Origin of the sequence: Taklimakanibacter lacteus (genome assembly GCA_003576695.1) — a bacterium.
GTDB lineage: Bacteria > Pseudomonadota > Alphaproteobacteria > Rhizobiales > Aestuariivirgaceae > Taklimakanibacter > Taklimakanibacter lacteus.
Genome location: QOZQ01000004.1, coordinates 117,414 through 138,124 on the forward strand (window position 1 = coordinate 117,414; position 20,711 = coordinate 138,124).

The following is a 20,711-nucleotide window of genomic DNA, read 5'->3' on the forward strand; positions in this document are numbered from 1 at the left end:
TCCCGATTGGCCTGAAGGCCAATCGCGAAAGGCTCAGCGGCCTTCGCGGTACCACATGGCGGCGAAACCCATCAGCAGCAAAGCCAGGCTGCCCAGGGTTGAGAACAGCGGGAGCTCGTGCACGGCGCGCACACGATGCGCTTTGTTGGCCTTGAGAGCGAGCCAGCCCGAGCCCGCCATCTGCCGGCCGGCATCGGCCTTGCTGATACGGGGCAGGCCTGAATAGTCCTCGAGCCAGTAGAGGCCGCCCCCTGTGGCTCTCGCCACAGGGGCGAGCTTGGCGTCGGTCGCCACCGGGTCGGCCGTCTCCTTGGGATCGGCGCTGCCGATCGCCACGGCGGCGGTGAGCTTGCCGTCGGCAAGGCGGTGGATGCCGGGTTCGGTCACCGGCAGGCCGGCGCGCCAGACACCCGGGGTCACCTGCCTGAGCTCGACTTCCTTCGTGCCGCCCGAGGGCAAGGTGACCATCACCGGATTGGCGGTGTCGGCCATGGTGCGCCGCTCGATCACGATATTGTCGTTGTCCTGCTTGCCGCTCAGATATTCCTCCTCGAGATCGGGTTCCTTCATCAGCCAATGCGCGAGGCGGCGCAGCAATTCGGTCTGCGGGCCGCCCCCCTCATAGCCGCGCGCCCACAGCCAGCCGTGATCGGACAGCAACAGAGCCAGGCGGCCTTGCTCCTCGCGCGACAGAACGAGGAGCGGCTTGTTGTCGAGACCGGACATCACGACTTCGCCCGCCTGGGCCTCGGCATCGACGAGGCGGAACCAGCGGCCCCAATTGGGCGTGGTGCCCTCAGCACCCGGCAGCCCGCGTGTCACCGGATGGCGCTGGCCGCGATCGGTGACCTGCGGCTTGAAACCGCCTTCGAGGATCTGCCCAGAGGGCGCGACCTGCAGGACGGCATTGAGCGGGGTGTTGTAGAGACCGTCCTCGGCTGCGAAATCGGGGCCGGCGGCGACCAGCACGGCGCCGCCGCGCTTCACATAGTCGGCGATGTTGGCGAGATACATCATCGGCAGGATGCCGCGCCGCTGATAACGGTCGAAGATGATGAGATCGAACTCGTCGAGCTTTTCCACGAACAGCTCGCGGGTCGGAAACGCAATCAGCGACAGCTCCTTGATCGGCGTGCCGTCCTGCTTCTCGGGCGGGCGCAGGATGGTGAAGTGGACGAGGTCGACGGAAGCGTCCGCCTTCAGCAGATTGCGCCAGGTGCGCTCGCCCGGATGCGGCTCACCGGAGACCAGCAGCACGCGCAAGCGGTCGCGAATGCCTTCGATGATCGAGATCGCCCGGTTGTTCTGCTCGGTGATCTCGCCCGGCAATGCATCGGCGATGATCTCGGTGATGTTCTGGCCGCCATGGTCGACCAATACCGGCAGCGAGACGCTCTGGCCGGGCGTCACGTCGATCGTCTGCTCCTCGCCATTGTTGAGGCGGATAGTGACACCGATGGGGCTCGCCTGACTGCCGGTCTGCTCGACCCGGAAGCGGACGGTCTGCTCCTTGCCGACGATGCCGAAGCGCGGCGACTGCTCGAGGATGATGCGCCGGTCGATCTCCTTGCGGCTGCCGGTGATGAGACCGTGGATGGGCGCGTTCAGTCCGAGCTTGCCGGGCTCGGCCGGCACGTCGTGGACCTCGCCGTCGGTGATGAAGACGGCGCCGGCAAAACGCTCGGGCGGCACTTCCGAAAGGGCTTCGTTGAGGGCGCCGAACAGGCGGGTGCCGTCATTCTCGGCCGATACATTCGAGGTCACGGTGACGACGCGCAGCTCGGTGTTACCGAGGCGCGCCACCGCCTGCTTGAGATCGTTGAGGGCACGCTCGGTGCGCTGCGTGCGGTCGCCAAAGCCCTGGCTGCGGCTGTGGTCGACGACGGCGATGGCGATGTCGGAGAGATTCTCGCGGTCTTCGTTGCGCAGGCTCGGATTGACGAGGGCGGCGAGCAGGAGGGCCAAGGCAAGGCCGCGCAGAATCCAGCCGCGGCCGCGCGTCATCACGGTGATGGCGATGAAAGCGAGCCCGACCACGGCAAGGGCGACGAGGACCGGCCAGGGCACGATGGGGGCGAAGGTGATGTCCCAGTTCATGCTACTGCCCCAGTCTTTCGAGCAAAGCGGGGACATGCACCTGGTCAGCCTTGTAGTTGCCGGTCAGCGCATACATGACGATGTTGACGCCGGTGCGATAGGCGAATTCGCGCTGCCGGTCGCCGCCCGGCATCGTCGCATAGAGCGGCTGGCCGCGGGTATCCTGCGCCCAGGCCGCGGCATAGTCATTGGCCCCGATGATGACCGAGGTCACGCCGTCGGCGTTGCCGGAACCGGTTCCGCCTTCACCCGATTCGACCCAGAGCTGGCCCCGCTCATAGCGGCCGGGGAAGGCCTGCAGGAGATAGAAGGCCTTGGTCAGCACGTGATCGGGCGGCACCGGCTCGAGCGGCGGGATGTCGAGCTTCTCGACCACGCGGCGCAGCGCCAGCGTGGCGCCCGAGACCTCGCCCATGAGGCTGTTCAGGTCAGCACCGTCCTCGCGCGTGTCGAAGAAGATGGTGCCGCCATTCTTGATATAGGTGTTGAGCTTGGCGAGGGCGGCGGGCGAGGGTGCCTGCGCATCGGGCAGGATCGGCCAGTAGATCAGCGGGAAGAACACGATCTCGTCGCGCTCGAGATTGACGGCCACAGGCTCGCCCGGCTCGACGGAGGTGCGCTCGACCAGGATATTGCCGAGGCCGGCGAGGCCCTGGCGGCTGGTCTCGTCGACCTGCGCGTCGCCCGTCTCGACGTAAGCGAGCCTGGTCTGCAACGTGTTGCTCAGGGCAAACTGGTCGGAAGCGGCGTCCTGGGCGCGAGCCATGTCCGGCGCTGCAGCGGCGCCGAGCACCAGCAGGATGACGATGGCGGCTCCGGCGCGGCGTGTCTTCAGCCTTTGCCAGCTGCCGGCAAGCCACAGAGCGGCGATGCAGTCGAGGAGGAAGAGGGCGGCGGCAAGGCCGAAGAGATAGGGAGCCAGGGGTATGGCGGGCGCACGCTCCATGCCGCGCAGTTGCGCGCCGCCTGGCAGGGCACCCATGGGCTTCAGGTCGTCCTGGGCGAGTGTCAGATTGATGGCGCGCTCGAGGCCGCCACGATTATAGAGGCCGGCCGGATGTGTCGGTGAGGGTTTGGCCGTGTCGATATCGGCGGCGGCGATGGGCTCGGCATCGGGCGAAGGATCGGCAAAATCACCCGTACCGGTCAGCACGCGACGGGGCGTGAAGGCCGCCTGGCTTGTCGCCACCTGAGTACCCGCATTGGCGCCGCTGCCGGCGCTCGGGGCGAGGTCGAGTATGCGCCGCAACATCTCGACAAACATGCCAGATAACGGAAGATTCGACCAATCGGCATTTGCGGTGACGTGGAAGAGGACGATGAGGCCCTTGCCGCGCTGCTCGGCGGTCACCAGGGGCGTGCCGTCGGCGAGGCTCGCCCATACTTTGGGCGTGAGATCGGCGGCGGGCTCGGCCAGCACCTGGCGATTGACGACGACGGCGGTATCGAGAGTGAGGCCCGCAAAGGGGCTGGTCTCGGCGAAAGGCTGCAATGCCTGGGGCGTCTCCCAGGACAGCGCCGAGCCCAGAGCGCGGCCGCCTTCGCGCAAGGTGACGGGGATCAGCGGATCCTGGGCCGCCGCCATGCGGGGACCTGCGAAACGCAGGAGCAGGCCGCCGCGTTCGACCCAGCCCTGGATCATGTCCTGCTCGTCCTGCGGCAGCACGCCGATATCGGCCAGAGCGAGGACGGACAATCCGGCATCGAGCTCGTTCTTGAGATCGGAAGCCTGCTTGGGCTCCGAGATCTCGGTGTATGGCTCGAGAGCGCGCGAGACATAATAAAGCGGCGAGAGCAAGGGTTGTGCCGATTCGAGCGTGCTGCCCGCCATCAGGCTCACCGTCTTGCGGCGCCAGCGGTCATCGAGAAGATAGATGGCGGCGGCGCTGCGCTCATTCGTCAGTTCGACGCGCTCGACCTCGTTGCGCAATTCGAGGGGCAGGTCGATGAAGCCTTCGGCGCGCTGCGAACCGGGACGCAGCGCGAGCGTCGTCTCGGCCAGGCTGCGGCCATTGCCGGCAAGGGCCCGGGCGACGACCTTGGTGTCTTCGGACGAGGGCGTCCGCAGGGCCGCGATCTTCATGCGGCCGCCTTCGATTTCAGGTGCGGCGAGGGCCAAGGGAATCGCGGTCGACGGGCCTGAGATCACCTCAAGATCAGCCTGTCCGCCATTGAGTGCCAGCAGTCCCCGCGCGAAGGCCGCAGCCGAACCGTGATCGAGGCCGTCGGAGAGCCAGACCACCGTGAGACCGCTATTGTCGGTGAAGGTCGTTTTCAGACGCTCAAGCAGGCCGAGGCGGTCGGGCTGCAGTGCCCTGGGGGTCAGCGCGGTGAGACGGCTCAGTGCATCATGAGCGGCCTGCGGGGCGAGATCGCCCGGGCGGGCCGAGGGTGAGGTTGCGGCCACCGCCACGGGCACGCCCGCCTGCTGCGCCGAGGCGGCGAGGTCCTGCAGCACGGCAAGGCGCGTGTCCCAGTCCTTGGCGGCGGCCCAGCTGTCATCGACGACGATGAGCAGCGGATTGCCGGCAAGCCTGGCCGCGTCACGCGGCGACAGCAGCGGATGGGCGACGGCGAGGATGAGAAGGGCTGCGAGCGCAAGCCGCAGAAGCAGGAGCCACCAGGGTGTCTTGTCCGGCTGTTCCTCGCGCGGCACCAGCTCGAGCAGCAGGCGCAATGGCGGGAAGCGCACATGCTGGGGCTTGGGCGGCGTGAAGCGCAGCAGCCACCAGATGACGGGCAAGGCGGCAAGGCCGGCCAGCGCCCAGGGGGTGAGGAAGGAAAGGCCCTGCAGCATCAGAAGGCCCTTGCCTGATTGGCGCGGCTCTTCTCGCCACCGATGAGCCCGTGCAGCGCATGCAGGATGCGCAAGGGCGCCTCATCGGTGCGATGGACGGCGAAGCTCCAGCCGATGCGCCGCGTGATGTCGCGGACCCGCGCGCGCTGCTCCGCGAACTTCGCCTGATAGGCCTCGCGCAGGCTTTCGGTCTTGCCCGCCACATAAGTGAGCGGCCCCGCCATTTCCTCGAACTGGACGCGGCCCTGATAGGGCAAGGTCTCTTCGGCCGGATCGCAGACCTGGACGATGTGCCCGGCAACGCCATTGGCGGCGATCGATCCGAGCGACCGGGCGATGCGCTCGGGCGGCTCGAGGAAGTCGCCGAACATCAGCACGGTCGAGAATTTCGGCAGCCGGATAGCGCGTGGCAAGGTATCCGAGGCAGGTGCGGTGATGAGCGTCTGCGCCAGGCGCAACAGCGCCGGGCGCGAATGGGCCGGGGCCAGATCGCTGCCCAGAAGCGAGACGCGCTCATTGGCGCGCACCGCAAGGCTCGCCACCGCCAAAGCGAGGAGCCTGGCGCGTTCGCCCTTGGAGACCGTCGCCAGATGCGACTGGAAAGTCATGGCGACCGCCGGGGATACCCACAGCCACAGTGTGTTGGCCGCCTCCCATTCATTCTCGCGGATGAAGACGCGATCGGAGCGCGCCGAGCGGTGCCAGTCGATCTGCTGGACATTGTCGCCGAAGGAATAGGGCCGGTATTGCCAGAAGGTCTCGCCGGGGCCCGAGCGCTTACGGCCATGCACGCCGATGATCACCGTGGCCGCGATCCGGTGCGCCTCGACAAGCAAGGCCGGAAGCGCGCCCGACAGGTTCCCGGCGCGGTCATTGAGGGCAAGGGCAGCCCGTTCCTGCATAAGGCTTCAGCTCAATCGCGTTTTTAAACGGTCGATCACACTGTCGATCGTCTCGCCATCGGCGCGCGCACTGAAAGTCAGCGCCATGCGGTGGCGGAAGACGGGTCCGACAAGGGCCAGCACATCATCGATCGAGGGCGACAGCCGGCCACCGAGCAAAGCGCGGGCGCGGGCGCCCAGCATCAAGGCCTGGCTGGCGCGGGGCGATGGACCCCAGCCGATCGTCTTGTTGACGAAATCATCCGCATCAGGTCCCGGCCGCGCCGTGCGCACGATGCTCAGGATCGCATCGGCAACCTGCTCGCCGACCGGCATCAGGCGGACGAGATGCTGGATCTTCATCAACTCGCCGGAGGTGAGAACGGCCGGCACCTCCTCTTCATCGGTGCCGGTCGTGGCGAAGAGCATGCGCCGCTCGGCATCGAGCGCCGGATAAGGGATATCGATCTCGACCAGGAAACGGTCAAGCTGCGCTTCCGGCAGCGGATAAGTGCCTTCCTGCTCGATCGGGTTCTGGGTGGCGAGCACGTGGAAAGGCCGCGGCAGATCGTGACGCACGCCGGCAATGGTGATGTGATGTTCCTGCATCGCCTGCAGCAGCGCCGATTGCGTGCGCGGGCTGGCGCGGTTGATCTCGTCGGCCATCAGGAGCTGGCAGAAGACCGGACCCGGCACGAAGCGGAACTGTCGGCGCCCGCTGTCGCTCTCATCCAGCACTTCGGAGCCCAGGATGTCGGCCGGCATCAGATCGGGGGTGAACTGGATGCGCTTCTCCTCAAGCCCCAGCACACGGCCGAGCGTGGTTGCGAGCTTGGTCTTGGCAAGGCCGGGGGCGCCGACCAGAAGACCATGGCCGCCGGCCAGGATGGCGGTGAGGGAGAGATCGATGACCTCGGATTGGCCGAAAATCACCTTGCCGATGGCTTCGCGCACCTTCTCGAGGCGGCCGGCCATCTGGTCGAGTTCGGAGACGATATGCTTGTCAGCTTCATTGATGCTTGCCATGGGGCTCACTATAGTTTGGGCCGAACCGGTTACGAAACCAAATCTGGTGGGCCAAAGGCCGATTCCGTTAATGAAATCCTTGTGAACAAGCATGGCCTTATCATGACCAAGCCGGAGCGCGATCCGGGCAATCCCCTGGCCGGGCTCAAGGAGGCGGAGAAAGCCTCGGGCAGGAAGGGCATGCCGCCGGTTCATCTGTGGAACCCGCCCTTCTGCGGCGACATCGACATGCGCATCGCACAGGACGGCCTGTGGTACTATCTGAACTCCCCGATCGGCCGCAAACCCTTGATGAAGCTCTTCGCTTCGGTGCTGCGCCATGACGAGGACGGTAAATATTACCTGGTCACGCCGGTCGAGAAATGCGGCATCAGGGTCGATGACGCGCCTTTCGTCGCCATCCGGATGGCTGTCTCGGGCAAGGGACGCGACCAGGCGATCACCTTCGAGACCAATACGGACGACATTGTCGCAATTGACGCGGCGCATCCCTTGCGCGTGGCGGTGGAGGAAGGAACCGACGGGTTGAAACCCTATGTGCTGGTGCGCGGCAGGCTCGAGGCTCTCGTGGCGCGGGCGCTCTTCTATGATCTGGTGGCGCTGGGCGTGGTCGAGGGCGAATGGTTCGGCGTCTGGTCAGGGGGGCAATTCTGGCCGATGCAGCGCGCCGCCGAGATCGGCGCCCTCCCCACATGAACGGGTTCCGGTTCGACGAGGCCGAATTCCGGGCGCGCGCCGCGACGCGGCTGCTCAAAAGCGCCACGGAAGCCGTGGGGCGCAGCGATGACGATCTCAATCCCGATCTCAGGGCGATCGACCATTCGGCCCCCATCCGGGCAGCGGCGGTGCTCGTCCCCATCGTGCTGCATGAGCCGGAACTCACCGTGCTCCTCACCCAGCGAACCGACCACCTCAAGAGCCATGCCGGTCAAGTAGCCTTTCCGGGCGGCAAGATCGACCACGGCGATGCCGACGCGCTGGCTGCTGCCTTGCGGGAGACGCGGGAAGAGACCGGGCTCGACCAGACCTATATCGAGCCGATCGGCTTTCTCGACGCCTATCTGACCCGCACTTCGTTCCGCATCGTGCCGGTGGTGGCGCTGGTGCGCCCGGGCTTCGTGCTGGCCCCGCATGAAGATGAGGTCGCCGCCGTCTTCGAGGTGCCGCTGCGCTTTTTGATGAGCGGGGAGAATCATCTCCGGCACAGCCGCGAGTGGCAGGGCAGGGAAAGATATTTTTATGCCATGCCCTATGGCGACAGGTATATCTGGGGCGCCACTGCCGGCATGATCATGAATCTCTATGACCGCCTCTATCACTCATGAAGACACCGCCTTCGCTTGCCCATGAAGCCTGGCTGATCGATCCGGCACTGCGCCGCGTCTTCGCCGCGATCGCGGCGGCGGGTGGCGAGGCGCGCGTCGCCGGTGGCGCAGTGCGGAATTCGCTGCTCGGCGAGCCGGTGAACGACATCGACATCGCGACGACGCTGACTCCCGATCGCATCATGGCGGCGGGCGAGAAGGCGCGGCTTGGCGTGCATCCGACCGGCCTCGATCACGGCACCGTCACGCTGGTCGCCGCCGGCAAGCCGTTCGAAGTGACGTCGCTGCGCGTCGATGTCGAGACCTTCGGGCGCAAAGCGCGCGTCGCCTTCACCGACGACTGGGAGGCCGATGCCCGCCGGCGCGACTTCACCATGAACGCGCTCTATTGTTCTGGTGATGGAAAAATATATGATCCTACAAAGGGTTATCGAGATATCCTAAGAAAGAGAGTCAAGTTCGTCGGGTCACCTGCCGAACGGATCGAGGAAGATGCGCTGCGCATCCTGCGCTTCTTCCGCTTCCATGCGCGCTATGGCGAAGGCGGTCCCGATCGCACCGGGCTTGCCGCTTGCATCCGTCACAAAAGCAAGCTCAAGACGCTCTCCAGCGAGCGCATCCGGCAGGAGTTGTTCAAGCTGCTCGAGGCGAAACGGGCGAGCGAGACCATCAAGCTGATGGCCCTGCGCAATGTGCTCAAGGTGCTGGTGCCGCATCCGCGTGATCTCAAGTCTCTCAGCCGCATGGCGAAGATCGATCGGGCGCATGGGCTGAAGCCCGATGCCCTGTTGCGCCTCTCGCTCATCGCCAGGGATGCGCTTTCCTTGCGCGAGCGCCTGCGCCTCACCAATGCCGAGATGCGGCGGCTCGAGGCGATCGCCGGTTATGCGGCGCCGACGCCGAAGCTCAGGGAGCGCGAAAGGCGCGCAGTGCTCTATCAACTGGGAGCCGAAGCCTGGCGCGATCTGGTGCGGCTCGCCTGGGCCCGTTCGAAGGATACGGTTGCAAGCAAATCCTGGTCGGCGCTTCTCGGCTTCGTCGATCAATGGCCGGTCCCGCGCTTTCCGCTCGGCGGACAGGATCTCCTGAGCCTTGGATTCAAGGCAGGGCCGACGATCGGCCGGGAGCTTGCGCGGCTCGAAGACTGGTGGATCGCGTCAGACTTCTCGGCGACGAAGGCCGATCTCCTGAAAAAACTGGACATGGAGAAGCCGGAATGATGTTGCGCGCATTCCTATTGGTCATGGGGCTGGTGGGTCTGCCCGCTTTGGCGCCGGCGGAAGTCAAGACCGTGCGAGACTGGACGGCGGACTGCGATGACGACCTTTACTGCACGGCGACCGCTTCCGGTGCCGGCGGCATGGTCATGGGCGGTACCGGCTATCAGTTGAGATTCACCCGGGCGAGCGGCGATATGTCGTGGTGGTCGATGCGCTTCCACCTCAAGCACGTGCCGCAGCCCAGGACGGAAGGTGAAATGCAGGTCTCCGTCGATGGCGGCGAAGCGGTCAGCTTCTATGAGGAATATGGCTATCTGCGCGATGCCGACGGCGTCACTTTCGGCATTGCCGGCGGCTCCGATCTCGACAAGCTCTTCGCCTCCCTCAGGAAGGGCCGGAAGCTCAGCCTTTCCTATGAGACGGCGGACGGAAAGACGCGGACGGAGGACTTCTCGCTGTCAGGTCTTGCGGCAGTCCTTTTGTGGGTCGATGACAAGCAGAACCGGGTCGGGAAATCAGCCGAGATATCTTCTCCGACCGGCGTCGAGGGCGAAGCCGGCTTCACCGCATCGAAGGAAGTTGCGGACAAGATCGCGGCGCGGGTGAAGTTCGATTGCGACCCGCCGCCCGAGAATCAGGAGATCGAGAGCCATCATCTGCCGGGCGGCTTCGCGCTCCATATCGCGCAATGCTTCGCCGGTCCCTACAACGTCACCCAGCTCTTTTTCTTCGAACGGCGCGACGACCTGCAGCTTCTCTATTTTGCCGATTATGGCGACAGCTGGACCGGCACCAACCAACTGTTCAATTCGGATTTCGATCCCAAATCCGGAAGCCTCAATTCCTTCTACAAGAGGCGCGGTATCGGCGATTGCGGCTCAGCCGGGCAGTGGGTGTGGTCGGGTTATTCCTTCCAGCTCGTCGCATTCAGAGCGTGGCCGGATTGCGACAATGGCAAAGACAGTGAAGAGTGGCCGATCATCTACAAACATCAAGCAAAATAACGGGAGCACAGAATGGCCGATATCATCGTGATGAAGACCACGGGCAAATCCGCGCCCAAGGTCGACAAGGGGCAGGCGAGCCCGGGCACGCTGTTGAAGGGGCAATACAAGACCAAGACCTGGAACCACTTCACCGGCGAAGACGGCCGGCTGTTTTCAGGCATCTGGGAATCGACGCCCGGTAAGGTGAAGGTCGACTACAAGGAGTGGGAATTCTGCCACTTCATCGAAGGCAAGGCCGTGCTCACTAACCATAAGGGCAAGAAGTGGACGCTGAAGGCCGGCGATGGCTTCCTGATCCCGGCCGGCTTCAAGGGAACCTGGGAAACGGTCGAGAAGGTGCGCAAGCACTATGTGATCCTGATGCCGAAGGACTGAGGCGCGCGGAACAACAACATCTGTGGTGCGGTTCCCGTCCCTGCAAGGGGCGGGCCGGCACAAATTTCTGTGCGTCGAGCGCTGGACGACCCGCGGGTTCCACCCTATATGTGCCCCTGCGATAACTTCTGCAGGAGAGACCACTTCCATGGCCGACGCTCCCAAGCCGAAACTTCAGCAGAAAACCGACGTTTCCGACGTCCTGACCGAGGCGGTCCGCCACCGCGCCGCCGAGGCGACCGCCGCCAAGAAAGAGGTCAGCGCCGATCCGCGCTTCGCCAATATCTCCGCCAACAGCTTCTTCAAGGTGATGTTCGCCGAGAACACCAGGCCCGAGGCGAAGCGGGAGGAAGTTGCAAAGCTGCTGACCTTCGAAGGCACAAAGGAGCAGAACCGCGAGCGCATCAAGGAATTCGAGCTGTTCAAGGAATATCTGCAGAGCCAGCGCGAGGAGATGGCGCAGGAGATCATCCGGCTCACCGATACCGGCACCTTTTCCGAGCTCAAGCAGGTCTATGACGAGCTCAACACCTCGCTGGTCGAATTCGACAACAAGATGCAGCCGCTGACCGACATCATCGATGCGGTCTATACGCTGCGGACAAATGGCCTGACGCTTGAGGCCTTCCAGGAAATCCTGCGCGACCGCAAGCGCGAGGAGGAGCTGCTGCGCCTCAAGGAAAGCAAGCGGATGGAATTCAACAACCTCAAATCATCGGTCGAGGGCATCCATTCCGACATTGCCGCCTTGGGCGAGCAGCGCAGCTTCTTCGGTCTGGGCGGCGTCAAGGAAGAGGCCCGCACCCAGATCGCGCGCAAGAATGAGGAGCTGAGACGGGTGGTCGATTCGCTGGACGGTCTTTCGGATGAGATCGCCCAGCTCGACAAGCAGACGCCGACCGAAAGCGAACTCGGCGAATATGTCGAGCAGAAGAAGAAGCTGCGCGAGCTTCTCGACATCAGCGCCGACGACCACAAGCAGCGCCAGAAGGCCTTGGTCGATGCAGCGGTCAATTTCGTCGTTACCGCCAAGACGCGGGTCGGCTCGGTGCGTGAGCATCTGGCCCAGATGAACGGCCAGGTGGAGAATCTGTTCGATGCCAACAATATGATGGGGACCGTCTACGCCATCATGAACGAGGGCATAAAGCAGGCCTCGGACGGCAACCAGAATATCCGCGACGAGCTGCAGCCGCCGGCGCAGGGTGCTGAGGACATGATCGCGCAGATGGCGCGCGAACAGAAGAAAATGGCGGTCGAGCAGCATATCACCATGTTGGATGCCTCGGCCGCCGACACGATGGCGACCTATGCCGATCTCACCTCCGGCGCCATCCGCATCAAGACCATGAAGGATGCCGTCGACCAGCAGGCGATCCGGGCGCGCACCATGCACAGCCAGGGCATATCGGGTGTCGCCGACCGCCTGAGCGTCGTCTTGCAGGCGGTTTCTTCCGCCGCCCTTGGTGAAGCCTCGGCGATGGCGAAGGATACACTGCAGCAGATGGCCCAGAACACCAACAAGGTGGCGCAGAAGGAAAGCATCCGCATCGCCATGGGCATCGAGGAGCAGAACAGCGACCTGTCCAAGGCGATCGATGACCTCGGCGCCTATGGCGAGGTGGTGCGCGCGGCGACCAACATCACGCGCGAGGGCCTCTCCGACATGCGCAGCAAACTCGATGAGCTCAAGAAGCTCGCCGAAGATGTGCAGGGCGACGTGCAGGACGCCATCGCGGTCAATGCCGACGTGGCGCGGCCGCAGCGCAATGCCGGCCCCGAGCCTGCTGCGGCAGGAGGGCCGACGCCGTCGCCCTTCAAGCTCGGCCAGCGCTAGTGCGCGCCGGATAGGGGGAGCGCCATGAGTTTCCTCACCCGCGGCGAAGACTACCTCGCCAAGGCGCCGAAATTCCGCCTGGTCGGGCGTGACGCCGAGCTCAAGAAGCTGTCGTCGATCCTGGTCCGCAACATGGCCAATTCCGTTCTGCTGGTCGGACCGGGCGGGGTCGGCTGCACTGCCCTCTGCATGGGGCTGCAGGCGAGCAAGAAGGACCCGGATGCGCCCTTCGACATCGTCAACAAGCGCTTGTTCTGGCTCGACACCGATGCGCTGTTCTCCTCGGGCGATCCGGTCAGCATCCGGGAATCGTTCCAGAGGATGATGGGTACCCTCGACCGCACGCCCGATTCAGTTCTGATCATCGAGGACACGCGCGACTTCATCGAGGCGGCGCGCAATGTGGGCACGCTGCATTTCATCAATGCGCTCTGCCTTGCGATCAAGTCGAAGAAGACGCAAGTCATCCTCGAAGCGCGCGATGAGGATCTCGATGTCATCCTCAAGAGCCATTCGGATTTGCGTGAGTTGTTCACCTTGGTCGACCTGGCGGAGCCGGAAGGCGAGGCCCTGTTCCAGATCGTCGCCGAGCGGGCGGAGCATCTGCAGGAATTCCATCGCATCCGTATCGCCGAAAGCGCCTTGCGCACGGCGATCGATCTCACCTCGAAATACCGTTCGCGCGATGCCGGCATGAGCCGGGCCCAGCCCGAGCGCAGCGTCTCGCTGCTCGACCGGGCGCTCTCGACTTACCGGCTCGGCGCCCACCGCAGGCCACCAGGGCTCGAAGAGGCGGAAGCCACCAGGAAAGCGGCGAAGACCGACAAGCAGCTCGCTGAAGCCGAGACAGCGCTGGCGCAAGTCCATGAGCGGTGGGGCAAGAGCCAGGAAAGGATCAAGGCGCTCTACAAGCGCCAGCGTGATGGCGAGGTCGCGGTGCTCGAGCTCGAGGAGGAGCTCGACAAGCAGCTGGAGGCGGAAACGGCGGCGCGGCAGTCGCCGGCCGAGAGTCCGGTCGGCGAGATCACCGGACGCATCGCCAAGTTCGCGCGCCTGGCCACGGGGGCAGGGATCGAATCCGATGCGGTGCGCGATCTCAAGCAGCGCATCGGCAAGTTCCAGGAGGAGATCACCACCAACCGCGCCGCGTTCGATGCGCTGACCAAGGAGCTCAACGATCATCTCGAATTGTCGCGTGATATCGTGCTGCGCGAGTTCAGCCAGATCTCCGGCATCTCGGTGAGCAAGCTCAACGAGAACGAGCGGGAGAAACTGCGCAATCTCGAGACCGAGCTCAAGTCCCGCATCTTCGGCCAGGACCATGTGGTGCGCGCGCTCTCCAATGCGGTCAAGACGGCGCGGGTCGGTCGGCGCAACCAGGACCGTCCGCAGGCCTCCTTCATGTTCCTGGGCCCCTCCGGCGTCGGCAAGACCGAGATGGCGAAGGCGCTGGCGGCGAGCCTGCTCGATGACGAGAAGGCGCTGACCCGCTTCGACATGTCGGAATACATGGAGAAGCATGCCGTCTCGCGCCTCATCGGCGCGCCGCCCGGCTATGAGGGCTTCGAGGCGGGCGGCATCCTCACCAATGCGATGCGCAAGAACCCGCTCCGCGTGCTGCTGTTCGACGAGATCGAGAAGGCGCATCCCGACGTGTTCAATGTCTTCCTGCAGATCCTTTCCGACGGGCGGCTCACCGACAATGTCGGACGTACCGTGTCGTTCTCCGAATCGATCATCATCATGACGACGAATATCGGCCAGCCGCATTTCCTCAATCCGAAGTTCAGCCTCGAGGAAGCGAATGCCGAGGCGATCAGGGAGATCGAGAAGACCTACCGCTCGGAGTTCCTCAACCGCTTCGCGGGCCGGCAGAACATCATCTGCTTCAACAAGCTCGACCTGCCCTCGATCGAGAAGATCGTGCGGCGCGAATTCGACGGCATGGACAGGACCTACGGCCAGGAGGGCATCAAGATCACGGTCGCGGAGGCCGATCTCAAGGCCTTCTGCAAGGGCCATTACGACCCGGCGATCGGCGCGCGGGGTCTGCCGGGCTTCATCCAGGCCAATATTGAGCCCATCATCGTCAATATGATCCTGGAGAGCGACAAGCGCGGCCCGCTCGATCTCGCCTATAATCCGAAACGGGCCGCTTTCGAGATCAGGCCGTCATGAGCAACCTGCGCGACGATGTGGAGGCGCTCAAGAAGAAAGTCGAGGAGCGGGCTCATGAGCGGGACAAGGTCCATGCGCGTTCATGGACCGGGCGCACCCAGCATGACCTGACGGCGCTGCACAAATTCCTGTTTCAGCTGATGCAGGCCCTGACCTGGATCTATCTGCGCATCCTGCGTCCGGTCGCGCGCTTCCTGTTCACGCCCATCAGGTGGATCTGGCACCTGTTCCGGCTCCTGTGGGACAAGGCGGTCTATTACGAGGACGCCTATGAGAACCGGATGTTCTCCAAGACACGCGCCGGCATATTCCTGTTCGTCTCGGCGGTCTTTGCCTGGTTCGTCTTCATCCCGGCTGTCGTCTTCATCTTCCACGCCATCCTCTATCTCACGACGGTGAAGCGCGACGAGATCGTCTATCTGACCAACTCGCAGGAAATCCTGCCGCATGAGAACGAGCATTCCGTGCAAGGTTGCCACGCGCTGCCCTGCACCGACCAGAACAGCATCTATTTCCGCATCCGCGCCACGAATTTCAACGAAGTCTGGTCGATCCTGCACGGACACGGCCTGTTCTTCCCCGATTATGTCGCGGCATCGGTGCCGGTGGCGGTGAGCCGTTGCAAGATCACGTCCTATGGTCTCAGGATAAAGCTCCTGATGCGCGGCTTCGACATGTATCCCGACCTCCTGCAGACCGAATGCACGCCGCTCGGCGAACAGCCTTGATCGTGTTCGCCAAGCTGATAACAAGGCTGTCGCATGAGCAGCATGACGGGTACCGTTCTGATCACCGGGGCAGCGCGCCGCATCGGGCGGCGCATCGCGCTCGATCTCGCGCGTGATGGCTGGGCGGTCGCCATCCATTGCAATCAGTCGCGCGCCGATGCCGAGACGCTGAAGCAGGAGATCGCCGCCGCGGGCGGGCACAGCGCCATCGTCCAGGGTGATCTCGCCCAGGCCGATGTGCCGGAACGGCTGATCACCGAGGCGGTGAGTGCGCTGGGGCCACTCACCTGCCTCATCAACAATGCGTCCCGTTTCGAGCCGGACGAGGCGGGATCCGTCACGCTCGACAGTTGGGCCCAGCATCTCGACACCAATCTGCGGGCGCCAGTCTTCCTGTCGCAGCATTTCGCCGCCCAGCTGCCGGGCGAAATGTCCGGCAATATCATCAACATCATCGACCAGAGGGTATGGAAGCTCACGCCCAAATTCTTCTCCTATACGGCGAGCAAGTCGGCCTTGTGGACGGTGACCCGCACCCTGGCGCAGGCGCTCGCCCCGCGAATCCGCGTCAATGCCATCGGTCCAGGTCCGGCGCTTGCCAATGTGCGCATGGACGAGGAAGATTTCGCCCGCCAGGCACGGCTGACGCTCCTGAAGCGCGGCACGTCGCCTGAGGAAATCTCGGCGGCGATAAAGTACATATTGTCGGCGCGAGCGATGACCGGACAGATGATCGTGCTCGATGGCGGCCAGCATCTCCTGTGGCAGACACGGGATGTCATGGATGTGAAAGAGTAGGGCGATGAGCAACGAAGCCAAGATCACCCACCATGTGGCAAGCGGCAAGGCGCGGCTGCGCCATGTCTTCGTCAAGGACCTCAAGATCGAGGCGCTGCTCGGCATCTATCCCGAGGAGAAGACGACACCGCAGAAGATCATCGTCAATATCGATCTCTCGGTGAAGGAGGGCAAGGATCCCCTGAGCGACGACATCAAGAATGTCGTGAGCTATGAGATCGTGGTGAAGAAAGTCGAGGAGATCGTGGCGGCGGGTCATGTGGGCTTGGCCGAGACGCTGGCCGAACTCATCGCCGCCGCCTGCCTGCGCGACAAGCGGGTGATGGCGGCCCGCGTCAGGATCGAGAAGCCCGACGTCATCCCCAATGCGCGCAGCGTCGGCGTCGAGATCGAAAGGCTGCGGGACTGATCCTCACATCACCGGCAAGACCGGTCTGTCCGTTGAGGCCTTGCCGATATTGAGCTTTGCCCCGATCGCCGCTATTTCCCGCGCGGTCCGTTCGGCAGACCAGTTGCGTCTCCGGGCAAGATGGGAGGCGATCGCCTGCACGCTCTCACTCGAGAGACGGCCCGTGAGCCCAAGTGTGGTGCGGCGGAATATGACGTCGCCCAGCGTCTCCACCTGCTCGTGCTGCAGAATGTAGTCGATCTCGGCATAGCTGTAATCCGGGAGCCCGGGCAGAGACCTGTCCGGAGAGTTGTCGGCGATGAATTCCGCGACCGTATGGGCGCGGGTGCCGAAGCGCGCAAAGAGATCGGCGATTCTCCCCGGCTCCTGGCGTGTGGCGCGTGCGACACGATCGATCCAGCTTTCGATAGCCGCCGGCCCTTGCGGGAAATCCCGCCCGCCGCCAATCGGCAGATCCTGCGTCGAGACTTTGCGTGCCTGGGCCAGCCGCGCCAGAATGTCGTCAGCCACATCGGCGGCGAAACCGCGGAAAGTCGTCCACTTGCCGCCGACCAGCGAGATGATGGGGAAGGGCCGTCCTCCTTGCGCTTCCATGACGGGCGCGGAGTGATCGCGGCTGATCAATCCCGGTGCCGTTCCCTTCGAATTGGGCAGCGGCCTGATCCCGCTATACGCATAGACGATCTCGCTTCTGTCGAGCGAGGTGCCCGGCAACAGCGCCCGCACACTGGCCAGCAGATAGTCGATCTCTTCGGAAGTGCAGGAAACATTGTCCGGATCGGCCGCTTCAATGTCCGTCGAGCCGATCAGGATCCGGCCGAGATAGGGATAGATGAGGCAGATACGGCCATCGTCCGCCTCGAAATAGATCATGCGGCCGTCGAGCAGCGCGACCAGATGGTCATCGCGGATGATGACATGCGATCCCTTGGTGCCGCCGATCAGCTCTGAAGGCGCGCCAAGCACGGCATTGACCTGATCTATCCATGGCCCGGCCGCATTGATCACGATCCTGGGACGCACCGTCACCTTGCCGTCCATATGCGCGAAGGAGATGGTGGCGGCGCCGCCCTGCGTAGCCGCTACCTGCGCGTAGTTCGAGGCGGCCGAGCGCGGAGAGGCCGACAATCCGTCAAGAACAAGCTCGAGGACGAGGCGCTCGGGATGCGAGATGGCCGCGTCATAGTAGGTGCCCGTGGCGACGATCCTGGGCGTCAGCTGCGGAAGCTCGGCCAGCGAGCGGCGGCGGCCGGCGAAGCTGTGCCTCGGCATGCTGCGATGGTGCGAGCCATAGAAATCGTAGATCATCAGGCCGAGCTTGATGAGCAGCGCGCCGCGGCTGCGCGGGGCGCTGAGCGATCCGAAAAAGGTCCTGAGCGCCGCCCACCAGCCCTTCGTCCAGGAGAAGATCGGTATGACCGTGCGCAGCGGCTTGACATAATGCGGCGCGTTGCGGAGCAGGAGGTTACGTTCGAGCACCGACTGCGCGACGAGGCCGAACTCGCCGGTCTCGAGATATTTCAGGCCGCCATGGATGAGGCGCGATGGAGCGGCGCTGGTTCCCGAGCCGTAGTCGGCCTTGTCGATGATGAGGCAGGTCAATCCCTGCTCGCACAGGTCGCGGAACAGTCCAGCACCGTTCACGCCCGCCCCGACGATCAGGACGTCGATGTCGCCGAAAGAATCCAGGGCGCGCAGCCGGTAGCGCCGTTCGGCGGCTGAAGGGGAGATGGTCATGATTTGCCGCTGGTCCTCACGACATGCAGCTTGACGCCGGCCTCTTCGAGGCGGCGCAACTCATCTGCGGGGAGACCTTCCGAGACAAGCACCTTGTCGAAGACGGTGAGGTCGGCCATCAGATGCAGGGCGACCTTGTTGAACTTGGTGTGGTCGACCAGGAGAATGCGCTGGCTCGAGGCCAGCATCATCGCCTGCTTGACCTTGACGACCTGCGCGTCCTGGACGAAGGCCGACGTCCCCATGACGGCCGAGGCGGAGCAGAACAGAACATTGGCCCTGACCGAGGCGATCGCCTTTTCGCACAGCATGCCGATATAGGCGTTGTAGCTGCGATGGAACTGGCCCCCGAGATTGATCAGGTCGATTTCATCGGCCTCGGTGAAATGCGAGGCGGAGAAAACGCTGTTGGTCAGGATGGTCAGCGGCTTGACGTCGACGAGCAGCGGCGCCAGGGCCGCCGCGGTGCTGGAATCGTCCAGCATCACCGCTTGACCCGGCTCGACATAGGCGAGCGCGGCGCGCGCCAGCGCGAGCTTTTCCTTCTTGCCGACGGTCTCGCGATACCGGAAGGCGCTTTCATAGAGACCGGAAGGCTGCACCGTGACGGCGCCGCGCAGCTTGCGGATCATGCCCTGATGGGCCAGCTCTTCGATGTGACGGTGGATCGTCATGCGTGAGACGCCGAAATGCGTCACCAGGTCATCGATGCGGACTTGGCCATGCTGCATGATGTAGTCGGCGATGGCGTTACGCCTTGTGCTCGCATTGCTCATGACCGGAGTTCCGCCGTTGGTTCCATGGCCGGCCAGAGCGGCCGCATCGCCCCGGCAAGCCGGCAATAGAGATCGTATTTGCGTTCGAGATCGGCTTTCCGGCTGCCGTCCGGGAGATAGCGCTTGTGCGTCCGCACCACGCGGCGGGCGGCGCTGATCGGATTGTCATAAAGTCCGATGCCCGTGCCGGCGCAGAGGGCAGCGCCCAGCGCGCCGGCTTCGTCCGACAGGGTGGTCAGCATGGGCAGATCGAGCGCATCGGCGAAGAGCTGCGCAATGGCGGGATTGCGCGAGACGCCGCCGGCAATGCGGGCTTCGCTGGCGCCGAATTTCGATCGCAAGGCATCGATATGAGCGCGATGGTTGAACACGACGCCTTCGAGAAGGCCTTTGAGAATGTCGCCGCGGTCGTGCCATCCGCGCAGTCCGAAGAGCGAGGCGCTGGCGGCACTGCCATAGGGAGAGCCGAACAGGAAGGGGTGGAAGGTGATTGCCGAGGGGCGCGTGAATGCGGCATCGATTTCCGCGGCGAGCACGTGATGGATCGAAGTTCCCTCGCGATCGGCCTTTTCCTGGTCGGCCCGGCATAGGGTTTCGAGGAACCATTCGTAATTGGCGCTCGAGGCTGGCGAGATCGCCATATTGTTCCAGGTGCCGGGCAGGACACCGCTCCGGCAGTACCAGCGTGCATCGACCGCTGGTTCGGTCGAGATGATCTCATTGATGCTGTAGGTGCCGGCGATGATCGCCAGCAGGCCCGGCTCATGACCGCCTACTCCCAGCGCGGATGCGGTCACGTCGTGAAGGCCGGCGGCAACCGGCGTGCCGGCAATCAGTCCCGTCTGCGCTGCGGCCTCACGCGTGACGCCCCCGATGACCTCGTGCGAAAGCGAAACCTGCGGCAGGCTTTCCGACAGTTCATCGAGCCCGAATATCGCGAGAGCCTTGGCCGAGAAGGCCTGGCTGCGGTAGTCGGTGAAAGACGTGCTTGCCTCGGTGTGATCGGTGCCGACGGTGCCGGTCAGGCAGAAGCGCAGCCAGTCCTTGCAGGCGAGAATGCTTGCGGTCCGCCGGTAGCTTGCGGGCTCATGGCGCTTGATCCAGGCCAGAAGCGCCGATGGCGCTGAGGCATGGGGCTCCTGGCCGGTGACGCGCAGGGCCTCCGCGGCGACGCCCTCAGGCCCCCAGCGCTCGATGATATCGCCGGCACGGCTGTCGAGCGACAATATGCCGGGACGCACCGGCCGGTTCTCCTGATCGAGGAGGTAAAGACCATCACCATGGGCGGTGACGGCGAGCGCGGCAATATCGGCCGGATCGCGGCCGCAGGCCGAAACTGCCGCGTGGATGGAGGCCGCTGCGAGCTGCCAGAGCTCGCCCATGTCGCGCTCCACCCAGCGCGGCCGCGGCTGCGACTGGGGAACCTTCATGCGCGCCACCGCAAGCTGCGTGCCGCCGACATCGAAGACGACGGTCTTCGCATAGGTCAGGCCGATATCGATGCCGATCAGGCTGGGCAT

General features: G+C 64.3%; 17 protein-coding genes. 10 read left to right on the forward strand and 7 right to left on the reverse strand.

Annotation, left to right across the window (positions count from 1 at the left end; all coding sequences use genetic code 11):
• Positions 1-33: 33 nt before the first annotated feature.
• From DT068_RS08770 to DT068_RS08785, 4 genes are read right to left on the reverse strand one after another with little or no spacing between them, the layout of a single operon-like run.
• Complete coding sequence (locus tag DT068_RS08770; protein ID WP_119389441.1) at positions 34-2,097, reverse strand: hypothetical protein; 2,064 nt, start codon at positions 2,095-2,097, stop codon at positions 34-36.
• A gap of 1 nt (position 2,098) precedes the next feature.
• Complete coding sequence (locus DT068_RS08775) at positions 2,099-4,894, reverse strand: DUF4159 domain-containing protein (protein WP_119389442.1); 2,796 nt, start codon at positions 4,892-4,894, stop codon at positions 2,099-2,101.
• Positions 4,894-5,796, reverse strand: a complete 903-nt coding sequence (locus tag DT068_RS08780; protein ID WP_119389443.1) for a DUF58 domain-containing protein — start codon at positions 5,794-5,796, stop codon at positions 4,894-4,896. Before DT068_RS08780 ends, DT068_RS08775 begins: the two co-directional genes overlap by 1 nt.
• Positions 5,797-5,802: 6 nt before the next feature.
• Positions 5,803-6,810 (reverse strand): AAA family ATPase, encoded by a 1,008-nt coding sequence (locus DT068_RS08785; protein WP_438816421.1) that lies wholly within the window; start codon positions 6,808-6,810, stop codon positions 5,803-5,805.
• A gap of 93 nt (positions 6,811-6,903) precedes the next feature.
• Here DT068_RS08785 and DT068_RS08790 point away from each other — a divergent pair, with 93 nt between their 5' ends.
• The 10 genes from DT068_RS08790 (at position 6,904) to folB (ending at position 16,678) form a co-directional block, all read left to right on the forward strand.
• Positions 6,904-7,497: a DUF1285 domain-containing protein gene (locus DT068_RS08790; RefSeq protein WP_119389784.1), complete on the forward strand. Its 594-nt coding sequence runs from the start codon at positions 6,904-6,906 to the stop codon at positions 7,495-7,497.
• Entirely contained in the window at positions 7,494-8,126 is a 633-nt protein-coding gene (locus DT068_RS08795; protein ID WP_119389445.1) for a CoA pyrophosphatase, read from the forward strand. The genes DT068_RS08790 and DT068_RS08795 overlap by 4 nt, the downstream gene beginning before the upstream one ends.
• Positions 8,123-9,346, forward strand: coding sequence for a CCA tRNA nucleotidyltransferase (locus DT068_RS27945; RefSeq protein WP_162914078.1), 1,224 nt, complete (start codon positions 8,123-8,125; stop codon positions 9,344-9,346). The genes DT068_RS08795 and DT068_RS27945 overlap by 4 nt, the downstream gene beginning before the upstream one ends.
• Positions 9,343-10,350 (forward strand): DUF1176 domain-containing protein, encoded by a 1,008-nt coding sequence (locus DT068_RS08810; RefSeq protein ID WP_162914079.1) that lies wholly within the window; start codon positions 9,343-9,345, stop codon positions 10,348-10,350. The genes DT068_RS27945 and DT068_RS08810 overlap by 4 nt, the downstream gene beginning before the upstream one ends.
• A 12-nt stretch (positions 10,351-10,362) precedes the next feature.
• The gene (locus DT068_RS08815) at positions 10,363-10,728 is read left to right on the forward strand and encodes a cupin domain-containing protein (RefSeq protein WP_119389448.1); all 366 of its coding nucleotides are present in this window, start codon (positions 10,363-10,365) and stop codon (positions 10,726-10,728) included.
• Between the two features lie 148 nt (positions 10,729-10,876).
• Positions 10,877-12,565: a hypothetical protein gene (locus DT068_RS08820; RefSeq protein ID WP_119389449.1), complete on the forward strand. Its 1,689-nt coding sequence runs from the start codon at positions 10,877-10,879 to the stop codon at positions 12,563-12,565.
• A 24-nt stretch (positions 12,566-12,589) separates the two neighbouring features.
• Positions 12,590-14,743, forward strand: a complete 2,154-nt coding sequence (locus DT068_RS08825) for an AAA family ATPase (RefSeq protein WP_119389450.1) — start codon at positions 12,590-12,592, stop codon at positions 14,741-14,743.
• A complete protein-coding gene (locus tag DT068_RS08830) occupies positions 14,740-15,471 on the forward strand; it encodes a hypothetical protein (protein WP_119389451.1) in 732 nt (243 codons plus the stop codon). Before DT068_RS08825 ends, DT068_RS08830 begins: the two co-directional genes overlap by 4 nt.
• 42 nt (positions 15,472-15,513) lie before the next feature.
• Positions 15,514-16,269: an SDR family oxidoreductase gene (locus DT068_RS08835; protein WP_368904582.1), complete on the forward strand. Its 756-nt coding sequence runs from the start codon at positions 15,514-15,516 to the stop codon at positions 16,267-16,269.
• A 4-nt stretch (positions 16,270-16,273) separates the two neighbouring features.
• The gene (gene folB, locus DT068_RS08840; RefSeq protein WP_119389453.1) at positions 16,274-16,678 is read left to right on the forward strand and encodes a dihydroneopterin aldolase; all 405 of its coding nucleotides are present in this window, start codon (positions 16,274-16,276) and stop codon (positions 16,676-16,678) included.
• A 3-nt stretch (positions 16,679-16,681) separates the two neighbouring features.
• Here the strand turns inward: folB and DT068_RS08845 are convergent, their stop codons facing one another.
• Genes DT068_RS08845 through DT068_RS08855 form a run of 3 tightly spaced genes read right to left on the reverse strand, consistent with a single transcriptional unit; the run spans position 16,682 to position 20,711 of the window.
• On the reverse strand, positions 16,682-18,415 hold the full coding sequence (locus DT068_RS08845; RefSeq protein WP_119389454.1) for a glycerol-3-phosphate dehydrogenase/oxidase: 1,734 nt from the start codon (positions 18,413-18,415) through the stop codon (positions 16,682-16,684).
• Complete coding sequence (locus DT068_RS08850; RefSeq protein WP_119389455.1) at positions 18,412-19,191, reverse strand: DeoR/GlpR family DNA-binding transcription regulator; 780 nt, start codon at positions 19,189-19,191, stop codon at positions 18,412-18,414. The genes DT068_RS08845 and DT068_RS08850 overlap by 4 nt, the downstream gene beginning before the upstream one ends.
• Positions 19,188-20,711: an FGGY-family carbohydrate kinase gene (locus DT068_RS08855; protein ID WP_119389456.1), complete on the reverse strand. Its 1,524-nt coding sequence runs from the start codon at positions 20,709-20,711 to the stop codon at positions 19,188-19,190. The genes DT068_RS08850 and DT068_RS08855 overlap by 4 nt, the downstream gene beginning before the upstream one ends.